Annotated in this window: 18 protein-coding genes; 7 read left to right on the forward strand and 11 right to left on the reverse strand. The window is 63.5% G+C overall.

Translation table 11 applies throughout. The annotated features are described in order from the left end of the window. Positions 1 to 6: 6 nt before the first annotated feature. Positions 7 to 1,095, reverse strand: a complete 1,089-nt coding sequence (locus AC0ZT5_RS23575; RefSeq protein WP_488498384.1) for an ABC transporter ATP-binding protein — start codon at positions 1,093 to 1,095, stop codon at positions 7 to 9. 263 nt (positions 1,096 to 1,358) lie between these two features. On the opposite strand from AC0ZT5_RS23575, the gene AC0ZT5_RS23580 reads away from it, so the two are divergent. Beyond that, positions 1,359 to 2,072, forward strand: a complete 714-nt coding sequence (locus tag AC0ZT5_RS23580; RefSeq protein WP_488498385.1) for a GntR family transcriptional regulator — start codon at positions 1,359 to 1,361, stop codon at positions 2,070 to 2,072. Between the two features lie 2 nt (positions 2,073 to 2,074). Here AC0ZT5_RS23580 and AC0ZT5_RS23585 read toward each other — a convergent pair whose 3' ends face one another. After that, positions 2,075 to 3,304: a GNAT family N-acetyltransferase gene (locus AC0ZT5_RS23585; protein WP_488498386.1), complete on the reverse strand. Its 1,230-nt coding sequence runs from the start codon at positions 3,302 to 3,304 to the stop codon at positions 2,075 to 2,077. Positions 3,305 to 3,395: 91 nt separating this feature from the next. Here AC0ZT5_RS23585 and AC0ZT5_RS23590 point away from each other — a divergent pair, with 91 nt between their 5' ends. Further along, positions 3,396 to 4,454: a polysaccharide deacetylase family protein gene (locus AC0ZT5_RS23590; RefSeq protein ID WP_477286246.1), complete on the forward strand. Its 1,059-nt coding sequence runs from the start codon at positions 3,396 to 3,398 to the stop codon at positions 4,452 to 4,454. A 23-nt stretch (positions 4,455 to 4,477) separates the two neighbouring features. On the opposite strand, the gene AC0ZT5_RS23595 is transcribed toward AC0ZT5_RS23590, so the two are convergent. Next, entirely contained in the window at positions 4,478 to 4,693 is a 216-nt protein-coding gene (locus AC0ZT5_RS23595; protein ID WP_457152663.1) for a DUF2842 domain-containing protein, read from the reverse strand. A gap of 185 nt (positions 4,694 to 4,878) precedes the next feature. Between AC0ZT5_RS23595 and AC0ZT5_RS23600 the strand changes: the two genes are divergently transcribed. After that, complete coding sequence (locus AC0ZT5_RS23600) at positions 4,879 to 5,970, forward strand: COX15/CtaA family protein (protein ID WP_488498387.1); 1,092 nt, start codon at positions 4,879 to 4,881, stop codon at positions 5,968 to 5,970. Between the two features lie 19 nt (positions 5,971 to 5,989). Here the strand turns inward: AC0ZT5_RS23600 and AC0ZT5_RS23605 are convergent, their stop codons facing one another. The 4 genes from AC0ZT5_RS23605 to speB all read right to left on the reverse strand — a co-directional run bounded on the left by AC0ZT5_RS23605 (position 5,990) and on the right by speB (position 9,201). Further along, positions 5,990 to 6,313, reverse strand: a complete 324-nt coding sequence (locus tag AC0ZT5_RS23605) for a hypothetical protein (RefSeq protein ID WP_488498388.1) — start codon at positions 6,311 to 6,313, stop codon at positions 5,990 to 5,992. An 83-nt stretch (positions 6,314 to 6,396) separates the two neighbouring features. Beyond that, complete coding sequence (locus tag AC0ZT5_RS23610) at positions 6,397 to 7,239, reverse strand: aminoglycoside phosphotransferase family protein (RefSeq protein ID WP_488498421.1); 843 nt, start codon at positions 7,237 to 7,239, stop codon at positions 6,397 to 6,399. Continuing rightward, positions 7,236 to 8,162: an N-acetyl-gamma-glutamyl-phosphate reductase gene (gene argC, locus AC0ZT5_RS23615; RefSeq protein WP_488498389.1), complete on the reverse strand. Its 927-nt coding sequence runs from the start codon at positions 8,160 to 8,162 to the stop codon at positions 7,236 to 7,238. Before argC ends, AC0ZT5_RS23610 begins: the two co-directional genes overlap by 4 nt. A gap of 31 nt (positions 8,163 to 8,193) precedes the next feature. Beyond that, complete coding sequence (gene speB / locus AC0ZT5_RS23620; RefSeq protein WP_488498390.1) at positions 8,194 to 9,201, reverse strand: agmatinase; 1,008 nt, start codon at positions 9,199 to 9,201, stop codon at positions 8,194 to 8,196. 124 nt (positions 9,202 to 9,325) lie between these two features. On the opposite strand from speB, the gene AC0ZT5_RS23625 reads away from it, so the two are divergent. Then, complete coding sequence (locus AC0ZT5_RS23625) at positions 9,326 to 10,534, forward strand: acyltransferase family protein (RefSeq protein WP_488498391.1); 1,209 nt, start codon at positions 9,326 to 9,328, stop codon at positions 10,532 to 10,534. A 140-nt stretch (positions 10,535 to 10,674) separates the two neighbouring features. Then, a complete protein-coding gene (locus AC0ZT5_RS23630; RefSeq protein ID WP_488498392.1) occupies positions 10,675 to 11,733 on the forward strand; it encodes a glycerophosphodiester phosphodiesterase family protein in 1,059 nt (352 codons plus the stop codon). 98 nt (positions 11,734 to 11,831) lie between these two features. On the opposite strand, the gene AC0ZT5_RS23635 is transcribed toward AC0ZT5_RS23630, so the two are convergent. After that, complete coding sequence (locus AC0ZT5_RS23635; RefSeq protein ID WP_488498393.1) at positions 11,832 to 12,704, reverse strand: aldo/keto reductase family oxidoreductase; 873 nt, start codon at positions 12,702 to 12,704, stop codon at positions 11,832 to 11,834. 94 nt (positions 12,705 to 12,798) lie between these two features. Here AC0ZT5_RS23635 and AC0ZT5_RS23640 point away from each other — a divergent pair, with 94 nt between their 5' ends. After that, the gene (locus tag AC0ZT5_RS23640) at positions 12,799 to 13,698 is read left to right on the forward strand and encodes a LysR family transcriptional regulator (protein ID WP_488498394.1); all 900 of its coding nucleotides are present in this window, start codon (positions 12,799 to 12,801) and stop codon (positions 13,696 to 13,698) included. 132 nt (positions 13,699 to 13,830) lie between these two features. On the opposite strand, the gene rpsI is transcribed toward AC0ZT5_RS23640, so the two are convergent. The 3 genes from rpsI to AC0ZT5_RS23655 form a co-directional block, all read right to left on the reverse strand. Continuing rightward, a complete protein-coding gene (gene rpsI, locus AC0ZT5_RS23645; protein WP_457152847.1) occupies positions 13,831 to 14,313 on the reverse strand; it encodes a 30S ribosomal protein S9 in 483 nt (160 codons plus the stop codon). A gap of 1 nt (position 14,314) precedes the next feature. Beyond that, on the reverse strand, positions 14,315 to 14,779 hold the full coding sequence (gene rplM / locus AC0ZT5_RS23650) for a 50S ribosomal protein L13 (protein ID WP_010915638.1): 465 nt from the start codon (positions 14,777 to 14,779) through the stop codon (positions 14,315 to 14,317). Between the two features lie 217 nt (positions 14,780 to 14,996). Beyond that, positions 14,997 to 15,461, reverse strand: a complete 465-nt coding sequence (locus AC0ZT5_RS23655) for a PaaI family thioesterase (protein WP_488498395.1) — start codon at positions 15,459 to 15,461, stop codon at positions 14,997 to 14,999. A 213-nt stretch (positions 15,462 to 15,674) separates the two neighbouring features. Between AC0ZT5_RS23655 and AC0ZT5_RS23660 the strand changes: the two genes are divergently transcribed. Next, a complete protein-coding gene (locus tag AC0ZT5_RS23660; protein WP_488498396.1) occupies positions 15,675 to 16,496 on the forward strand; it encodes an enoyl-CoA hydratase in 822 nt (273 codons plus the stop codon). Positions 16,497 to 16,498: the final 2 nt, after the last annotated feature.

The following is a 16,498-nucleotide window of genomic DNA, read 5'->3' on the forward strand; positions in this document are numbered from 1 at the left end:
TTGACGTCATGAATGAAGGCGGCCGAGGATGATGGCATCCTCGGAATCCCAGGCGAGCGGTACGGCGTCGCCGATGGCGACTGGTCTGGCGAAGAAGTCGGTATCGTCGATGATGACGGTGAAATCGTCGATGCCGCCGCCGGTGACGGACAGCTTCACCGTGGCGCCGCGATATTCGATGTTCGAGACGATGCCGGTGAAGCCGAAGCCGGGCGAGGGTGCGGCGCCGATGCGCACATGGTCGGTGCGGATGGCGATGTCGATCGGCTGTCCCGCCTCCTGTGGTTTCCCGATGGCCGCCAGCGAGCCGCCGCCATTGACATCGAAGGCGACCATGCCGTCTCGGCTGCCGGTGACGCGGCCGGAGATGACGTTATGGTCGCCCATGAAGCGTGCGACGAAGGCCGTGGCCGGCCGCTCGAACACGTCGCGCGGCGGGGCCGCCTGTTCGATGCGGCCGTCATTCATCACAACGATCAGGTCGGCAAGCGCCATCGCCTCCTCCTGGCTGTGGGTGACGTGGACGAAGGTGATGCCAAGCGAAATCTGCAGCTTCTTAAGTTCGGCGCGCATGCGGATCTTCAGGAACGGATCGAGTGCCGACAGCGGCTCGTCGAGCAGCAGCGCCTCCGGGTCGGTGATGAGTGCCCGCGCCAGCGCCACGCGTTGCTGCTGGCCGCCGGAAAGCTGCGCGGGGCGGCGTGTGGCGTAAGCCTCCATCTGCATCAGCGTGAGCATATCCAGCGCCTTGGCGCGGCGCTGTTCCTTGTCGATGCCCTTCATCTTCAAGCTGAAGGCGACATTGTCGATGAGGTCCAGATGCGGGAACAGCGCGTAGGACTGGAACATCATCGCCGTGCCACGCTTGGCCGGAGGCAGGTCGGTGACGACGATGTTGCCGAGGCGTACGTCACCTGACGAAATGCTCTCGTGGCCGGCGATCATGCGCAGCGTCGAAGTCTTGCCGCAACCGGAGGGGCCGAGCAGGCAGCAATAGGTGCCGGCCGGAATCTTCAGGCTGATGTCCTGGACGGCGGTCGTCATTCCATAGACTTTCGAAACGGACACAATGTCGATTTCGGCTGCTTTGGACATTCAGGCTTCCCCATTTTGGTGCATCAACCAATGCATCATGCGTGCCAATCTCGGGTTGACCGGCCAAGCATTTGAATTGTTAGGAAAACCGGGATTTTTGTCTGCCGCCCACGAAACGGGCTGATTGGTGTATTGCACAAATTATGGGCGATTGTGAGCGATCTGCACAAAAATCGTATGCAATCTTTTTTGCCTTCGTGTTCAATTTGCCTCTCGTGCACGGATGACGAGTCGCGTTAGAAGGAGACAGGAACTTTTCCGCCATGAACATTGCCGACCAGATCTACTCCCCCACCGACAGCGCCACGCAGGATCGTGCCCAGGCGATCCGCGACCAGCTGCGCGACGCCATCGTCGACCGCCGGCTGGCGCCCGGCACCAAGCTGTCGGAAGGCGAGGTCGGCACGCTGTTTGATGTCTCCCGCACCGTGGCGCGAGCAGCGCTGCAGATGCTGTCCTTCGAGGGCCTGGTGCGCACGGAGCGCAACCGTGGCGCCTTCGTTGCCAATCCTTCGCCCGAGGAAGCGCGCCAGGTGTTCGCCTCACGCCGGCTGATCGAGCCGGGCATAGCCATCGCCGCATGCGGTCGCGTCACCGCCGCTGACATCGCCGTTTTTCGGACACAGCTCGACGAGGAGGGCCGTTTCGTCGCCGAGCGCGGTCCAAATGCGCGGCGTGCCGAAATCAAAGCGTCGGGCGATTTCCACCTGCTGCTCGCCTCCGTCGCCGGCAATGCCATCCTGCAGCGTTTCATGGAGGAACTGGTGGCGCGCTCGTCGCTTGTCATCGCCCTTTACGGGCGTTCTGGCGTATCGGCCTGCGGCCATAGCGAGCACACGGAGATTGTCGGCGCGCTGGAGAACGGCGATTGCGCGCTGGCGAGCCGGCTGATGCTACACCACATCGACCATATCGAGGCCGATCTCGATCTGCGTGTGCGAGCCGGTCCGGCGCTCCGGGAAGCCCTCAATTTCTGAAGCTAGCTCTCATTCTCGCCGGTCGTGGGCGCCGCCTGTCCGGCAGCCTTGCGGCGCAGCATCTTGGTCAGCTTCCAGATCGCCGGGCTGTTCTTGATGAAGGCTTTGAACCTTGCGCCTTGCCGGAGCGTCGCCGCCAGCGCGCGACCCTTCAGCGTCAAGGGGATCAGCACCTCGAAATGCTGGGTTTCGATATCGCACCAAAGCCGCTTGTAGGGCTCGTCGCCGACGGAGAAGTCGTAGACGGCAAAACCGGTCTCACAGGCTTCCTGGATGTTGTCGAAGAACAGGAAGTCGCCGGGACTGGTGTTGCCGAGATCATCCTCGGCGATGGCTCCGAATTCGCAGATCAGGCGCTTGCCGGAGCGGCTTGACCCGGTGACGGCGCGGAGCTTGCCGGCAACCTCGAGCCCGTGCAGCACGAACGAAGGCTTGTCCTCGGCAAGCGCCTGCGTGAACAGTGCGCGGAAGAAGGCGCGTACCTGCTCGTCGCCAAAGACGTTGGAGATGCCCATCTTGCGGAAGCGGAATTCCTTCATCTCGAAAAAGGCATCGAGCAGCCTGTCCACCTCGTCCGCCGTGCGCGCCTCGATGCGCCGGTGGCGGCCGACAGCCTCGAACTTGCGCATCTGCGAGCGGTGCTTCTTGCGCTTGCGCTTGCCGCTGGCGCGCAACAGCAGCGCATCGAAGCCACCGCCGAGATCGACGGCCAGCGACAAGTTTGGGCTGGCAAAATGGTCAAGCAAGGCGAGTGGATTGGGAACACCGTCGAGATCGGGCAGCAGCCGCTCGAGCGTGACGAGATCGATGTCCGGGCGTGCCTTGGCGATGGCCGCCAACAGTGATCGGATGGCCGGGATATCCGCCCTGGCCAGCCATTGCGGATCGGCGGCGACGAAGTTGCCGTTGGCGTGGCGGTCGCCCATGAAGCGGGCGACGCGAAACGGACCTTTCGCGGTGACCTCAAGGGCCAGCGAAAAAACCGGCCTGCCTTCGGCGCTCAGCGTCGCGACGAGCAGATCCGGTCCGACCTGCTCGGCCCAGTTCAGGATCCAGCTGGCACTCTGCGCCGGCGCAAACAGGGCCGAGCGGCAGAACCCGGCATAGGCCGCGAGCCCTTCCGCGCACATCACTGAAATCGACAGGCCGGCCTGGTCTCCCGGCAAGGTTCGCGGCGACGCCTCGGTCGCAGCGAGCCGATTGCCGTCAAATGACGCTGTTGCGTCAACCATACCTCAATCCTTAGGGCGTACTGATGGCGATTTGGGGAGCCGCATAGGCGCATTCCGTGCTCGGTTAAGCCTAGGCGCAAAAGGTGAATGAATGATCGACGGGGGCGAGGCAATCCGGAAACTGGCGCTGAACGTCGCCCGTTATTCCGGTCTTGCACCGCTGGCCAAGCCGTTCATCGGCGGCATTGGCGCCATACTGATGCTGCACCGCGTGACCGCGACGCCCGAAAAGCCCGACAGCGTCAACCGCCATCTGAACATCGCGCCTGGCTTCCTCGATGCTGTGATCGCCGACATGAAGGCGAGCGGCTATGCCTTTGTTTCCATGGACGAAGCCATCGAGCGCATCAAGGCAGGCGGCAAGGGTGGCGAGTTCGCAACCATCACCGCCGACGACGCCTATCGCGACAACATGACGGAGGCGCTGCCGGTGCTGGAGAAGCACGGCGCGCCGATGACCATCTACGTCGCGCCCGGGCTGATCAACGGCACCGCCGATTTGTGGTGGGATGTGGTCGAGGACATCGTCAACATACGCGACAGCCTCACCCTGACGCGGCCGAATGGCCCGCTGGTGATCGACTGCTCGACCCCGGCGAAGAAAGTGCAGGCCAATATACGCCTTCATGTCTATCTCACCTCCGAAGTCCGCGAGGAGGACCTGCAAGCCGTGCTGCGTGACCTCGCTCGCTCGAATGGCGTCGACGCCGACGGCCCGCGCCTGCGGACATTGATGAACTGGGACGAAATCCGCAGCATCGCCGCGCATCCGCTGGTGGCGATTGGCGCCCATACGATCAACCACAGCAATCTGAAGCGGCTTTCCGAAACCGATGCGCGGCACGAGATTGGGGCCGTCGGTGACATGCTGCAGGCCAAACTGGGCGAAAGGCCCAGCCATTTCGCCTATCCCTATGGCTATGCCAGGGCGGTGGGCTGCCGCGAAGTGGGGTTTGCCCGCGACGCCGGCTATGCCTCCGCCGTGACTACGCGCCATGGCGTGCTGCGCGCCGAACATTCCGGGTTTCTGCATGCCTTGCCGCGCATTTCAGTCAACGGCCGCTACCAGAGCCTCGCTCATATCCGCACCATGCTGTCGGGCGTGACCACGCCGCTCGCCAACGCCGGCAAGATGCTCGTGACGATCTGACTGCGGCGGGGCCGGGTTCCGGTTCAGCGCTTCGCCTTCGGCTCCAGCATCAGCCACTTGATGATGCCCATCGCCGGCAGCACCCACAGCAGGCCGCTGAGCAGGAAGAACAGGAAATGCACCCATGGGCTCGACTCCGACAGCCGGGCGACCGCGAAGATCGAAGCGACCAGCGCATAGATGATGACCAGCGCCACCAGCAGGAACGCTCCGATCAGCTTTTTCAGGCGCACGGGCATGGTTGGCCTCCTGGTCTAGGCTGCCGAACCTCTGAGGTCCGGTAAGCTCTTGGCTTCGCATAGGCCTTGACGCGACCCTGTGCAACCGGTGAGACGCGGCGCGACGGCGTGCCGCGCCGTCTGGTCTTGCCAGCAAGGGTGCGATGGTCCACCAATCCGCCAAACCAACCTGCCGGGACAAGACCATGGCTGCCATATCCGCTGCCGCGCCCTTCGTGGCCCGCGACCGCGACCTGTATAATCGGGCGCTGCTGCGCGGCTGGCTCTATGTCGTGGTGCTGGTGCTGTTCGCGCTGGTGCTGGTCGGCGGCGCCACCAGGCTCACCGGTGCCGGCCTGTCGATCACGCAGTGGAAGCCGATCCACGGCGTGATACCGCCGCTCAACGACGCCGAGTGGCAAGAGGAATTCCAGCTCTATCAGCAGATCCCGCAATATGCCGAGCTCAACAAGGGCATGAGCATCGAGGCGTTCAAGTCGATTTTCTGGTGGGAATGGGTGCACCGCATCCTGGCCCGCAGCGTCGGCCTGGTGTTTGCCTTGCCGCTGCTGTTCTTCTGGGCGACGCGCCGCATCGAACGCGGCCTGGGGCCGAAATTGGTGGGTATCCTTTTGCTCGGCGGCCTGCAGGGCGCCATCGGCTGGTGGATGGTGGCCTCGGGCCTGGTCGACCGGGTCTCGGTCAGCCAATACCGGCTGGCGACCCATCTGACGCTGGCGGCGCTGATCTTCACCGCCACCATGGTCGTGGCGCGTGGGCTGGCGCCGCATTCCGAACCCGCCGCCGACCGCTCGACGCAGAGGCTGGCCGGTTTCATCGTGTTTCTGGCGTTGATCCAGATCTATTTCGGCGGGCTGGTCGCCGGGCTCGACGCCGGCCTGAGCTACAACACCTGGCCGTTGATGGACGGCAAGCTCATCCCTGGTGATTTGCTGATCCTGGAGCCGGCGTGGCGCAATTTCTTCGAAAGCCCCAAGACGGTGCAGTTCGTCCATCGTCTCGGCGCCTACACGGTGTTCATTGTGGCCTTGTGGCACATGATCGCCACGCGTCGGCGCCTTCCTGAAACAACCCACGCCCGCCGCGCGACGCTGCTGTTCGTGCTGGTTTTGGTGCAGGCTTCGATCGGCATCGGTACGCTGCTGATGCATGTGCCGCTGTATATGGCACTGACCCATCAGGGGTTTGCGCTCATCGTGCTGGGCTTTGCCGCCGCGCATTGGCGCGGCACCAAAGGTGCCTATCCCTTGCCCCACGAAATCGCGGTCAGGACTTGATCCCGAGCCGATCGGCCGGTCACATCCAGAATTCGTTTGACGCTGTCGTCTTCTCGCCGTCGAATTCGGCCTGGCGCAAGGCTGCGGCGGATGGCGCTGACTGGCTCTGAGCGGCCTTCGCCGCCTTGTCGGCGTCGGCGGCCCTGAGTGCATCAAGCTTGGCCTGGGCGACAGCGATATCCTGCTGCCCCTGGGCGGCCTGGACCTGATCCTTGATCGCCTTGGCCTGATCTTCCAAATCCTGGATCTGCTTTTCGAGCGCGGCCTCCTGGGCGGCATTGCTCGATGAACTGGACGAGGAATACTGGGTTGCCTGCGAGGAACCCGAAATCGCGCTGACCATGACAATTCCCTGATGGAGCCACGCAACGTCAAGTAGCCCATCATGGTGAACAAGCCCTTACCGTCGCCGGTTGACTGGCTGGATCAGAAGCTTGGCCGCACCGCCCGGATCGCCTCGGCGATTGACAAGTCGCGGTTCTCGTCGACCGCGTTGTCGTCCTCGTGATGCCAGGAGGCCGACAGGCAACCATAGGCGATGGCATGATCAAGAATGGCGCGCGGACTCTTGCCGAGCGTTTTGGCAAAGACCTCTGCCATATCCGCGATCCGCTCGGGGGTGAGGCAAAGATCGTCCCGGTCGAGCGGGTTGTAGAACATGTTCGCGGCGTCGAAGCCGGGATCGCCAAGCACGCCCTTCGGATCGATCGCCAGCCAGCCGCGCGGTCCGTGCAGGATGTTGTCGTGATGCAGGTCGCCATGCAGAGGCATGATATCGTGCGGATCGGCCAGCAACCGATCGGCGATTTGTGCAGCCTCGACATAGAGACTGTCATGGCCGGCGTCGCGGTCGCTCGCGGCTTTCCTGAACAGGCTGGCAAATCGCTCGCGGAGCGGCTGCAGCTCGGCCGGGAAGGGGTCTTTCCCAGGCGAAAACAGTTTCGCCATCACTTCGGCCGCGATTTCAGTGGCGGCGTTGTCGCCCTCTTTGTCGAGAACCTGCTGCAGCAGCGTTTCACCGGCATATTCGAGCAGCATGCTGTGGCCGTCGCGGCCAAGCAGGCGGACCGCGCCGCCGCCGCGCCGCCAGGCGAGATAGTGCTCGCCGCGCAATTCGTCGGCGACGTCATCGAAAGGCTTTAGCGCCTTGACGATCGCCGGCGACCCATCCTCGCGGCGCACCTTCCAGATGCGGCTCGAAAAGGTCTCGGCAATGAGTTCGGGCGCGTCGACCCTCCAGCGCGTCGGAAAGACTGGCGCGTCCATCAGAGGCCGAGCATCAGGTCCATGTTCTGCACGGCGGCACCCGAGGCCCCCTTGCCGAGATTGTCATAGACCGCCAGCAGCAGAGCTTGCGCCCGTTTGTCATTGGCGAAGACGTAGACCTTCATCCGGTTGGTGCCGTTGTAGATCTCCGGATCGATCTCCGGCATGCGCTCCAGATGCGCATAGGGCGCGACCTCAACCACACCGCCCTCGATGGCGGCGAAATGGTCGGCAATCGCCGCATGAAGCTCCGCACCCGTCGGCACATGGTCGAGACCGCCGAGTTGCAGCGGCACAACCGTGATCATGCCTTGCGCGAAATTGCCGACCGCCGGCTGCATGATCGGATCATGCGACAGCCTGGCATAGGCCCTGAGTTCAGGCACGTGCTTGTGCTGCAAGGTGAGGCCATAGGGCAGGAATTCCGAGGCGTCCTCGCCCTTGGCGACATAGTCCTCGATCATCGGCCGTCCGCCGCCCGAATAGCCGGAAATGCCATTGACCGTGATCGGGAAGTCCGCCGGCAGCAGGCCTGCCGTGACCAGCGGCCGCAGCGTCGCGATCGGCCCCTGCGGCCAGCAGCCGGGGTTGGCGACGCGTTTTGCCGAGGCGATCGTCTTTGTCTGCTCCTTGTCCATCTCGGCGAAACCATATGCCCAGCCTTCGGCGACGCGATGCGCGGTCGAGGCATCGATGACCTTGGTGGTGTCGTTGGCGATCAGCGAGACGCTTTCCTTCGCCGCGTCATCGGGCAAGCACAGGATCGCGACATCGGCGGCATTGAGGAACTCGGCGCGCGCCGCCGTTTCCTTGCGGCGCTCGGCAGGAACGGAGATGATCTCCAGGTCACCGCGCTCGGCAAGCAGCGCCCGGATCTGCAGGCCAGTGGTGCCATGCTCGCCGTCGATGAAGATTTTCGGTTTCATTTGCCTGATCAAATTCCCTGATATTTCAAGACTATATGCCCTGACCGTAATTCACCGCGGCACCGTTATGGTTGCCATTGTTCAGCTCTTCAAGCCGGGCCTTTCGCTCGGCCAGCAGGCCGAGATACTGCATGGCCACCATCGAGCCGGCAATCGCCGTTATATCGGCGTGATCATAGGCCGGCGCAACCTCGACGACATCGGCGCCGACAATGTCGATCTGGTTGAGCTGGCGCAGCGTCGACAGGATCTTTGCCGAGGACGGCCCGCCGGCAACCGGCGTCCCGGTACCGGGCGCATAGGCCGGGTCCAGGCAGTCGATGTCGAAGGTGAGATAGGTCTTCTTGCCGCCGGTGCGGTCGACGATGGCATAGGCGATATCGGACGCCCGCATTTCCTCGATTTCGTGGCCGTAGAGGATCTTGATGCCGAACGTGTCGGGCGCGTGGGTGCGGATGCCGATCTGGATCGAGCGGTCCGGATCGATGATGCCTTCATTGACGGCACGGCCGACGAAAGAGCCGTGGTCGATGCGCTTGCCGTCGTCCGGCCAGGTGTCCTGATGGGCATCGAACTGCACCAGGGCGAGCGGGCCGTGGATGGCGGCATGCGCCTTGAGCAGCGGCCAGGTGACGAAATGGTCACCGCCAAGCGACAACAGGAAGGCGCCGGATTTGAGGATCTTCGCCGCTTCGCGCTCGATCGTGCCGGGCGTCTTCTGGTGGTTGCCCGAATCGAGCAGGCAATCGCCATAATCGACCACCGCGAGATGCTCGAACAGATCGCGTGAAAACGGGTATTGCGGGTCGTTGTCGAGGATCGCCGAGGCGCGGCGGATCGCCTGCGGCCCGAAACGGGCGCCGGGCCGGTTGGTGACGGCGGCGTCGAAGGGAATGCCCCATATCACCGCGTCCGCGCCCTTCACGTCCTTCGTGTATTTGCGCCGCATGAACGACAGCGCGCCGGAATAGGTCGGCTCGAGGGCAGCGCCCGTTTTGGAGCGGGCGGTGAAGGCATGGTCGATGTTGTTGGTCGCCATTACGGGTCCTTGTTTTTCATCGGGGTGCAACAACTACAGAACCGGCACGGAAGATGCCAGTCACAGCTTGGGGAGACGAAATGGCGCCCCTCAAGTGCCATGGCAAAACAGGATTTGTATCATCATGACGCAGACCGCGTTTCTTAATCCTCCCCGCGCCGTGGTGTCGACCCACAGCGGCACGATTGCCGGCGAACGCTTCCTGGTTCTCGATTCGTGGCGCGGCATCTGCGCGCTGCTGGTGGCGCTGTTTCACTTCCCGACCGGTTCGACGATTTCGCAAAGCGCCTTCATCGGTTCGTCCTACCTCTTCGTCGACTTCTTCTTCGTACTTTCCGGTTTCGTCATCGCCAGCAGCTACGGCAACCGGCTGAGCCAACCGGAAGAAGTGGCTCGCTTCGCCCTGGTACGGTTCGGCCGCATCTACCCGCTGCATCTGCTGATGCTGGCCGCTTTCGCCGCCTTCGAGCTGCTGCGGCTGATGCTGCCGCAACTGCAGGGCACCGGGGCAGCTCCCTTCACCGGCGGTTTCGGCCTCAGGAGCCTGCTTGCCAATCTTCTCTTGCTGCAAGGCGTCGGCTTCGAGGATCACCTGACCTGGAATGCGCCAAGCTGGAGCATTTCGGCGGAGTTCTTCGCCTATCTCCTGTTTGCGGGCGTGGTCTTCGTCGCCGGCGAGCTCGCCTGGATATGGTTCGTCGGCGCTGCCGTCACCGCACCGTTGTTCCTGCTTGGCTTCTCGACCCATCGTATGGATGTGTCCTTCGATTTCGGCTTCATCCGCTGCCTGTACGGCTTCTCGCTGGGCGCCTTGCTTGCCTGGTTTCAGCATGATTCCATTGCAGGGGCGCGACAGGCCCTGGCCAAGGGCGGCCCGCGCATGGCCTGGACGTTTGCCGAGATCGTCATGGTCGCCGTCATCGTGCTTTTTGTCCCGCTGTCGGGCGACAATGATTTCGGCATCGCGGCGCCCCTGGTGTTCGCGCTGGCGCTGTTTCTCTTCGCGCATGAAGGCGGCTGGATCAGCGCCCTGCTGAGGACGCCGTTCATGCTGACGCTCGGCGCGCTGTCCTATTCGATCTACATGGTCCACATCTTCGTCCAGGCACGCATGATCAACATCGCCGGGCTCGTCGAGCGCAAGCTTGGCCTGGGCCTGATCGACGACATCGTGCTGCGCGGCCTGCCGGCGACCGGCTTCGGCGCCGGCTGGACAGGGGCCGTGGCGATCATCGTCATGCTTGTCGCCACCATCGCCGCCTCCTGGATCACCTGGCGTTTCGTCGAGATGCCGGCCACGGCCTGGTTTCGCCGTCTGTCGAAACGCATCTGATGCGAGCATGATCCCGAAAAGTGGAAGCCGGTTTTCGGAAAAGATCATGCTCAAGCAAGACATCCGCTAGCCGGCTTCGTTCACGGGGCTGTCACGGGCATAGCCTATCCGGGTCTCGATCCGGCAAGGAGCGATTCTCGATGCGGACCATCTGGCTGAGCCTTCTGCTTTGCGCGGCACTTGCGGCCGCCTCTGGCCAGGCCTTGGCCGGCGAAACCCGCGCCAGGCAGATCCTCGACCGCTTCGAGCATGCCAACCAGTGGCGCGACCACGTCATGATCGCCGCGCATCGCGCCGGCAGCATACAGGCCGGCAAGACGCTCTACGCGGAAAATTCGATCGCGGCCGTGCAAGGCTCGATCGCCATGGGCGCCGAAATCGTCGAGGTCGACATCAGGCGCTCCAAGGATGGTGAGTTCGTCGTCATGCATGACAGCTGGCTCGACCGTACCACGACCTGCAAGGGCGAGGTGGTGAAGTACACGCTGGCCGAACTGAGAACCTGCCGATTGGTGGTTGAGGGGACCGGCGCCGTCACCAATGAGACAGTTTCGACGCTGCGCGAGATGCTGCTGGCGACCAGGGACAGGATCCTCATCAACCTCGACAACAAGCTCAAGGTCGGCGATCTCTCCGGCATGATCGCGGTTGCTCGCGATCTCGGCATGGCCGAACAGGTCATCGTCAAGGAGAACTTGTGGAATTCCACCCGGATTGCCACGGTCAAGGCCGCCATGGATGCCATCGGCGGCGGCTTCCAGTTCATGCCGATCATTGCTGACGACGCGGTGCATGATGCCGCTTTCGCCGAGACGGTCGACCACGCCTTCTCGCCGCGCGCGACCGAGCTGATCAACTGGCGGGCGGGCGCCGAGACGCTGACCGAGACCGGCGGCCCGCTGTTCAGCACGCGCATGCGCGCGGCCGCGGTGCGTGGCAACTGGCACATCTGGGCCGACACCTACGCCATCGTCAACAAGCCGGGCGGCTTCCTTGCCGGCGGCCGCGGCGACGAGCTGGCGGTCCAGGCCAGGCTGCCGCGCGAGACATATGGCTTCTGGGCCGATCGCGGCGCCACCATCATCCAGACCGACGAGCCGAAGGCGGCGATCGACTGGCTGGCGGCGAATGGCTACCGCGTGCCTTATGCCGACGAGGCGCGGCCGGTTGAGCCCGCGAATACGGCGAGCATCAACTAGGAACACCGGCAGAAACCGCCGCTCTCCCCACGAGGGGGGAGATTTGCTCGTCGCCGCGTTCGCTAATCCACCAACGCCTGGTCCAGCCTCGTCCGCCGTCAAGCGGCCGCCGCCATACCATCCAATTCCCTGAGCACATCGTCCGAAAGCTTGAGTTCGGCAGCGGTGAGGTTCTCCCGCAGATGCGCGACCGACGATGTGCCGGGGATCAGCAGGATGTTGGGCGCGCGCCGGAGCAGCCAGGCGAGCGCGACCTGCATCGGCGTGGCGCCGAGGTGCTGCGCCACATCGGACAGCGTCGAAGATTGCAGCGGGTTGAAGCCGCCGAGTGGGAAGAACGGCACGTACGCAATGCCGTCACGGGCGAGATCGTCGATCAGGGCGTCATCGCCGCGATGCGCCAGATTGTACTGGTTCTGCACACAGACGATCTCGGCAATCTGGCGTCCTTCCTTGATCTGGGTTGATGTCACGTTGCTCAGTCCGATGTGCCGGACCAGGCCTTGGCGCTGCAATTCGGCCAGCACCGTGAGCGGCGCTTCGATCGACCCCTCGGCAGGACCATGGGTGTCGAACATGATGCGCAAATTGACCACGTCGATCACCTCGAGGCCGAGATTGCGCAGATTGTCGTGCACCGCCTGGGTCAACGCTTCGGCGGAAAAGGCCGGCAGCCACGAGCCATCCGCGCCGCGCCGGGCGCCGATCTTGGTGACGATGACCAGATCCTTTGGGTAGGGGGCCAGCGCCTCGCGGATCAGCCGGTTGGTGACGTGCGGGCCGTAGAAGTCGCTGGTGTCGATGTGGTCGACGCCTTGTGCAACGGCCTCCCGCAGCACGGCCACTGCCGCGTCATGGTCCTTGGGCGGCCCGAACACACCAGGCCCGGCGAGCTGCATGGCACCGTAGCCGAGCCGTTTCACGGTGTGGCTGCCAAGGGTGAAGGTGCCGGCCTGTTGGATAGTGGACATGACGATTGATCTCCTTTGAGGCGGCGAAGATAGGTGCTGCTCAATCTTGTGATAATCAGGTACAATCCACACAGGCTGTACGGAATTGCGAACAATGATGGATCTCAGTGATCTGAACGCCTTCGTGGCGGTGGCGCGCGCCGGGGGCTTTCGCGATGGTGCGCGCGCCAGCGGCGGCAGCGCCTCAGGCTTGAGCGAAGCGGTGCGTCGCCTGGAAGTGCAGCTCGGTGTCAGGCTGTTCAACCGCACGACGCGCAGCGTTGTCCCGACCGAGGCCGGCCTCAGCCTGCTGGAGAGGCTCGGTCCGGCGCTGTCGGAGGTGGAGGCCGCCCTCGATGTGGTCAATGGCTTTCGCGACAGGCCGGCGGGCTCGTTGCGTCTCAATGTGCCGGTCAGCGCCGCGCGGCTGATATTGCCCGACATCGTTCCAGGCTTCCTCGCGGCCTTTCCCGGCATCCGGCTGGAGGTGATCGCCGATGAGAATTTTGTCGACGTGCTGGCGGCCGGCTGCGACGCCGGTATCCGTTACGACGAGCGGCTGGAACAGGACATGATCGCGGTGCCGATCGGACCGCGTGTGCAGCGCTTCGCCACCGCCGCCAGCCCTGCCTATCTCGATCGCCATGGACGGCCAGAACATCCCGGCGACCTACTCGGCCATGCCTGCGTGCGCGGCCGCTTTGCCAGCGGCGCGATGCTGCCGTGGGAATTCGAGCGCGACGGGGAGGTGGTGCGGATCGATCCGACAGGCCCGCTGATCGTGCGGATCGGCGGGGCGACCGACCTGGCCGTCGATGCGGCCATCGCCGACACCGGCATCATCGGCCTGTTCGAGGGCTGGCTTCGCCCTCACTTCGAGAGCGGCGCGCTTGAGCCCATTCTCGAACCGTGGTGGCAGAACTTCTCCGGGCCGTTCCTCTATTATCCCGGTCGCCGCCTCGTGCCGGCCCCACTGCGGGCGTTCATAGACTATATCAAGGCCGGCAGACCCTGAGACCTGAGCTAGGCATGAACTGCGCCGGCGCCATCACCCCAGCCGACGCTACGCGCCGGGTGGGGTGATGGCGGAGCCGCAAAAAAAGGCCGCCCGAAGGCGGCCTTTTCGATTGGCAAAACTGCGGAGCGCTTAGCGCTTCGAGAACTGGAAGCTGCGGCGGGCTTTCGCCTTGCCGTACTTCTTGCGCTCGACGACGCGGCTGTCGCGGGTCAGGAAGCCGCCCTTCTTGAGCACGGCGCGCAGCGCCGGCTCGTAGTAGGTCAGCGCCTTGGAGATGCCGTGGCGCACGGCGCCGGCCTGGCCCGAGAGGCCGCCGCCGATGACGGTGGCGACGATGTCGTACTGGCCCGAACGGTTGGAGGCGATGATCGGCTGGTTGAGGATCATCTGCAGGACCGGACGCGCGAAATAGGTCGCGAATTCCTTGTCGTTGACGATGATCTTGCCGGAACCCGGCTTCACCCAGACGCGCGCAATGGCGTTCTTGCGCTTGCCGGTGGCATAGGCGCGGCCCGACTTGTCGAGCTTCTGGACGTGGACGGGGGCCGCGGCCTGCGTGTTGGTGTTGCCGGTGGCGGCGCCCAGTTCTGCGAGCGAGGAAAGCTCAGCCATCTTATGCGACCTTCTTGTTCTTGGAATTCAGCTTGGCCACGTCGAGAACTTCGGGCTGCTGGGCGACATGCGGATGCTCTGCGCCTGCATAGACGCGCAGGTTCTTCATCTGGCGACGGCCGAGCGGGCCACGCGGGACCATGCGCTCAACGGCCTTCTCGACGACACGCTCGGGGAAACGACCCTCGAGCAGCTGGCGCGCGGTGCGCTCCTTGATGCCGCCGGGGTGGCCGGTGTGCCAGTAATAGACCTTGTCGGTGAACTTCTTGCCGGTGAACACCACCTTGTCGGCATTGATGACGATGACGTTGTCGCCGTCGTCGACATGCGGGGTGAAGGTCGGCTTGTGCTTGCCGCGAAGATGATTGGCGATAACAGTGGCGAGACGGCCGACGACGAGACCCTCGGCGTCGATCAGGATCCACTTCTTCACCACATCCGCAGGCTTCTGCGAAAAGGTTGTCATGTGTTTTCTGCTTTCGGTTCGAACCTTCACGAGGGAAGGCGTTTCTTGTTGCTTGGATTGGCGAAAAGCGCTTGCCCGCCGCCAATAACAAAACGGCGGCCTTTGCGGGCCGCTGCTTCGTGAGGGCTTATAGGCGAGGGCAATTGTCGCGTCAAGGCCATCGAAAGGGCCGATAGCAGGAAAAATATAGCAGAAACAATGCTTTGGGTAAAAGGTATTATTTTACCACATCGCCATTCCGCTTCGGCGGGATCGAATAGGTGCCGGTGGCATGCGCCACCGTATGTCCGTCCGGGCCGGCGACGATGTCGATGTCGAACACCATCAGGCTCTTTCCCAACTTCAGGATGCGGCAATGGCCATCGATCGGTCCGGCCTCGGCCTTGCGGACGAAGTTGATGTCGAGGTTGACGGTAACGGAAAGCGCGTCCGGCCCGGCATGGCTGAGCACGCAGACATAGCCGCCGATGTCGGCCAGCGTGAACAGCGACGGACCCGACACCGTGCCGCCAGGGCGCAGGTGCCGCTCGTCGGCATTGAGCCGCACGACGCAACCGCCCGGAAACACGTCGATCGCCTCGTAATGTTTGAACTGGTCGTTGAGCTGGGGATAGACGCTTGCCATCAGCGCATTGACCTCCGCCACGGTCAGCACCGGCTTGAGATTGCTCTGGGCGGGCATGGCGGTCTCCCTCGTATGCGCCTGTTTGAACGCGGCCGGGTATTCTGGCAACACCGTTTCAGCCTTCACTGATGAGAATCCTAACCCAACGGAACAAATGCAGGGCAGCCTTGTCGCTTGTGCCAGCAATCTGTTTGATGGTGTTGGACGAAGCGTGATGGCGTACTAGATTTGAAGCATCCAACCATGATCCAGAATCGCGGAGCAACGACCATGGCTGAAATCCTTGCCATCAAGCCTGCCGTCGTTGAAGGTCCGGTTGTCGCACAACTGGATAAGGGCGTGCTGCGCCTCACGCTTGCCAATCCGCCCGCCAACGCTCTGTCGCTGGCGGTCATGGCGGCGCTGACCGCGGAACTCGAGCGCGCCAAGGCCGACAAGGCGGTTCGCGTCATCGTTCTCTCGGCAGCCGGCAAGGTGTTCTGCGCCGGCCATGATCTCAAGGAAATGACGGCGCGCCGTGCCGATGCCGATCATGGCAAGGCCTTCTTTGCGGAGACGTTTGCGGCGTGTGCCACGCTGATGCAGGCGATCGTGCGTCATCCCTTGCCGGTCATCGCCGAGGTCGACGGCCTGGCAACGGCCGCTGGCCTGCAACTGGTCGCCAGCTGCGATCTGGCGATTGCCTCGCATGCGGCGACTTTCTGCACCCCGGGCGTCAACATCGGCCTGTTCTGCTCGACGCCGATGGTGGCGCTGTCGCGCAACATCTCGCGCAAGCACGCGATGGAGATGCTGCTGACCGGCGAGACGATCGATGCGGCAACCGCCAAGGAATTCGGCCTGGTCAACCGCGTCGTGCCGCGCGAATATCTGAATCAGATTGTCACCAAATACGCGCAAACCATTGCTTCCAAATCATCTTTGGTGGTCAAGACCGGCAAGGAAGCCTTTTACGCGCAGGCCGAGATGGGACTGGCCGACGCCTATGCCTATACCGGTCGGATCATGGTCGACAACATGCTGGCGCGTGACGCGGCGGAGGGCATTGGCGCCTTCATCGGCAAGCGCAAGCCGCAATGGACGGACGAGTAGTC

This window comes from Mesorhizobium sp. CNPSo 4670 (assembly GCF_057784235.1).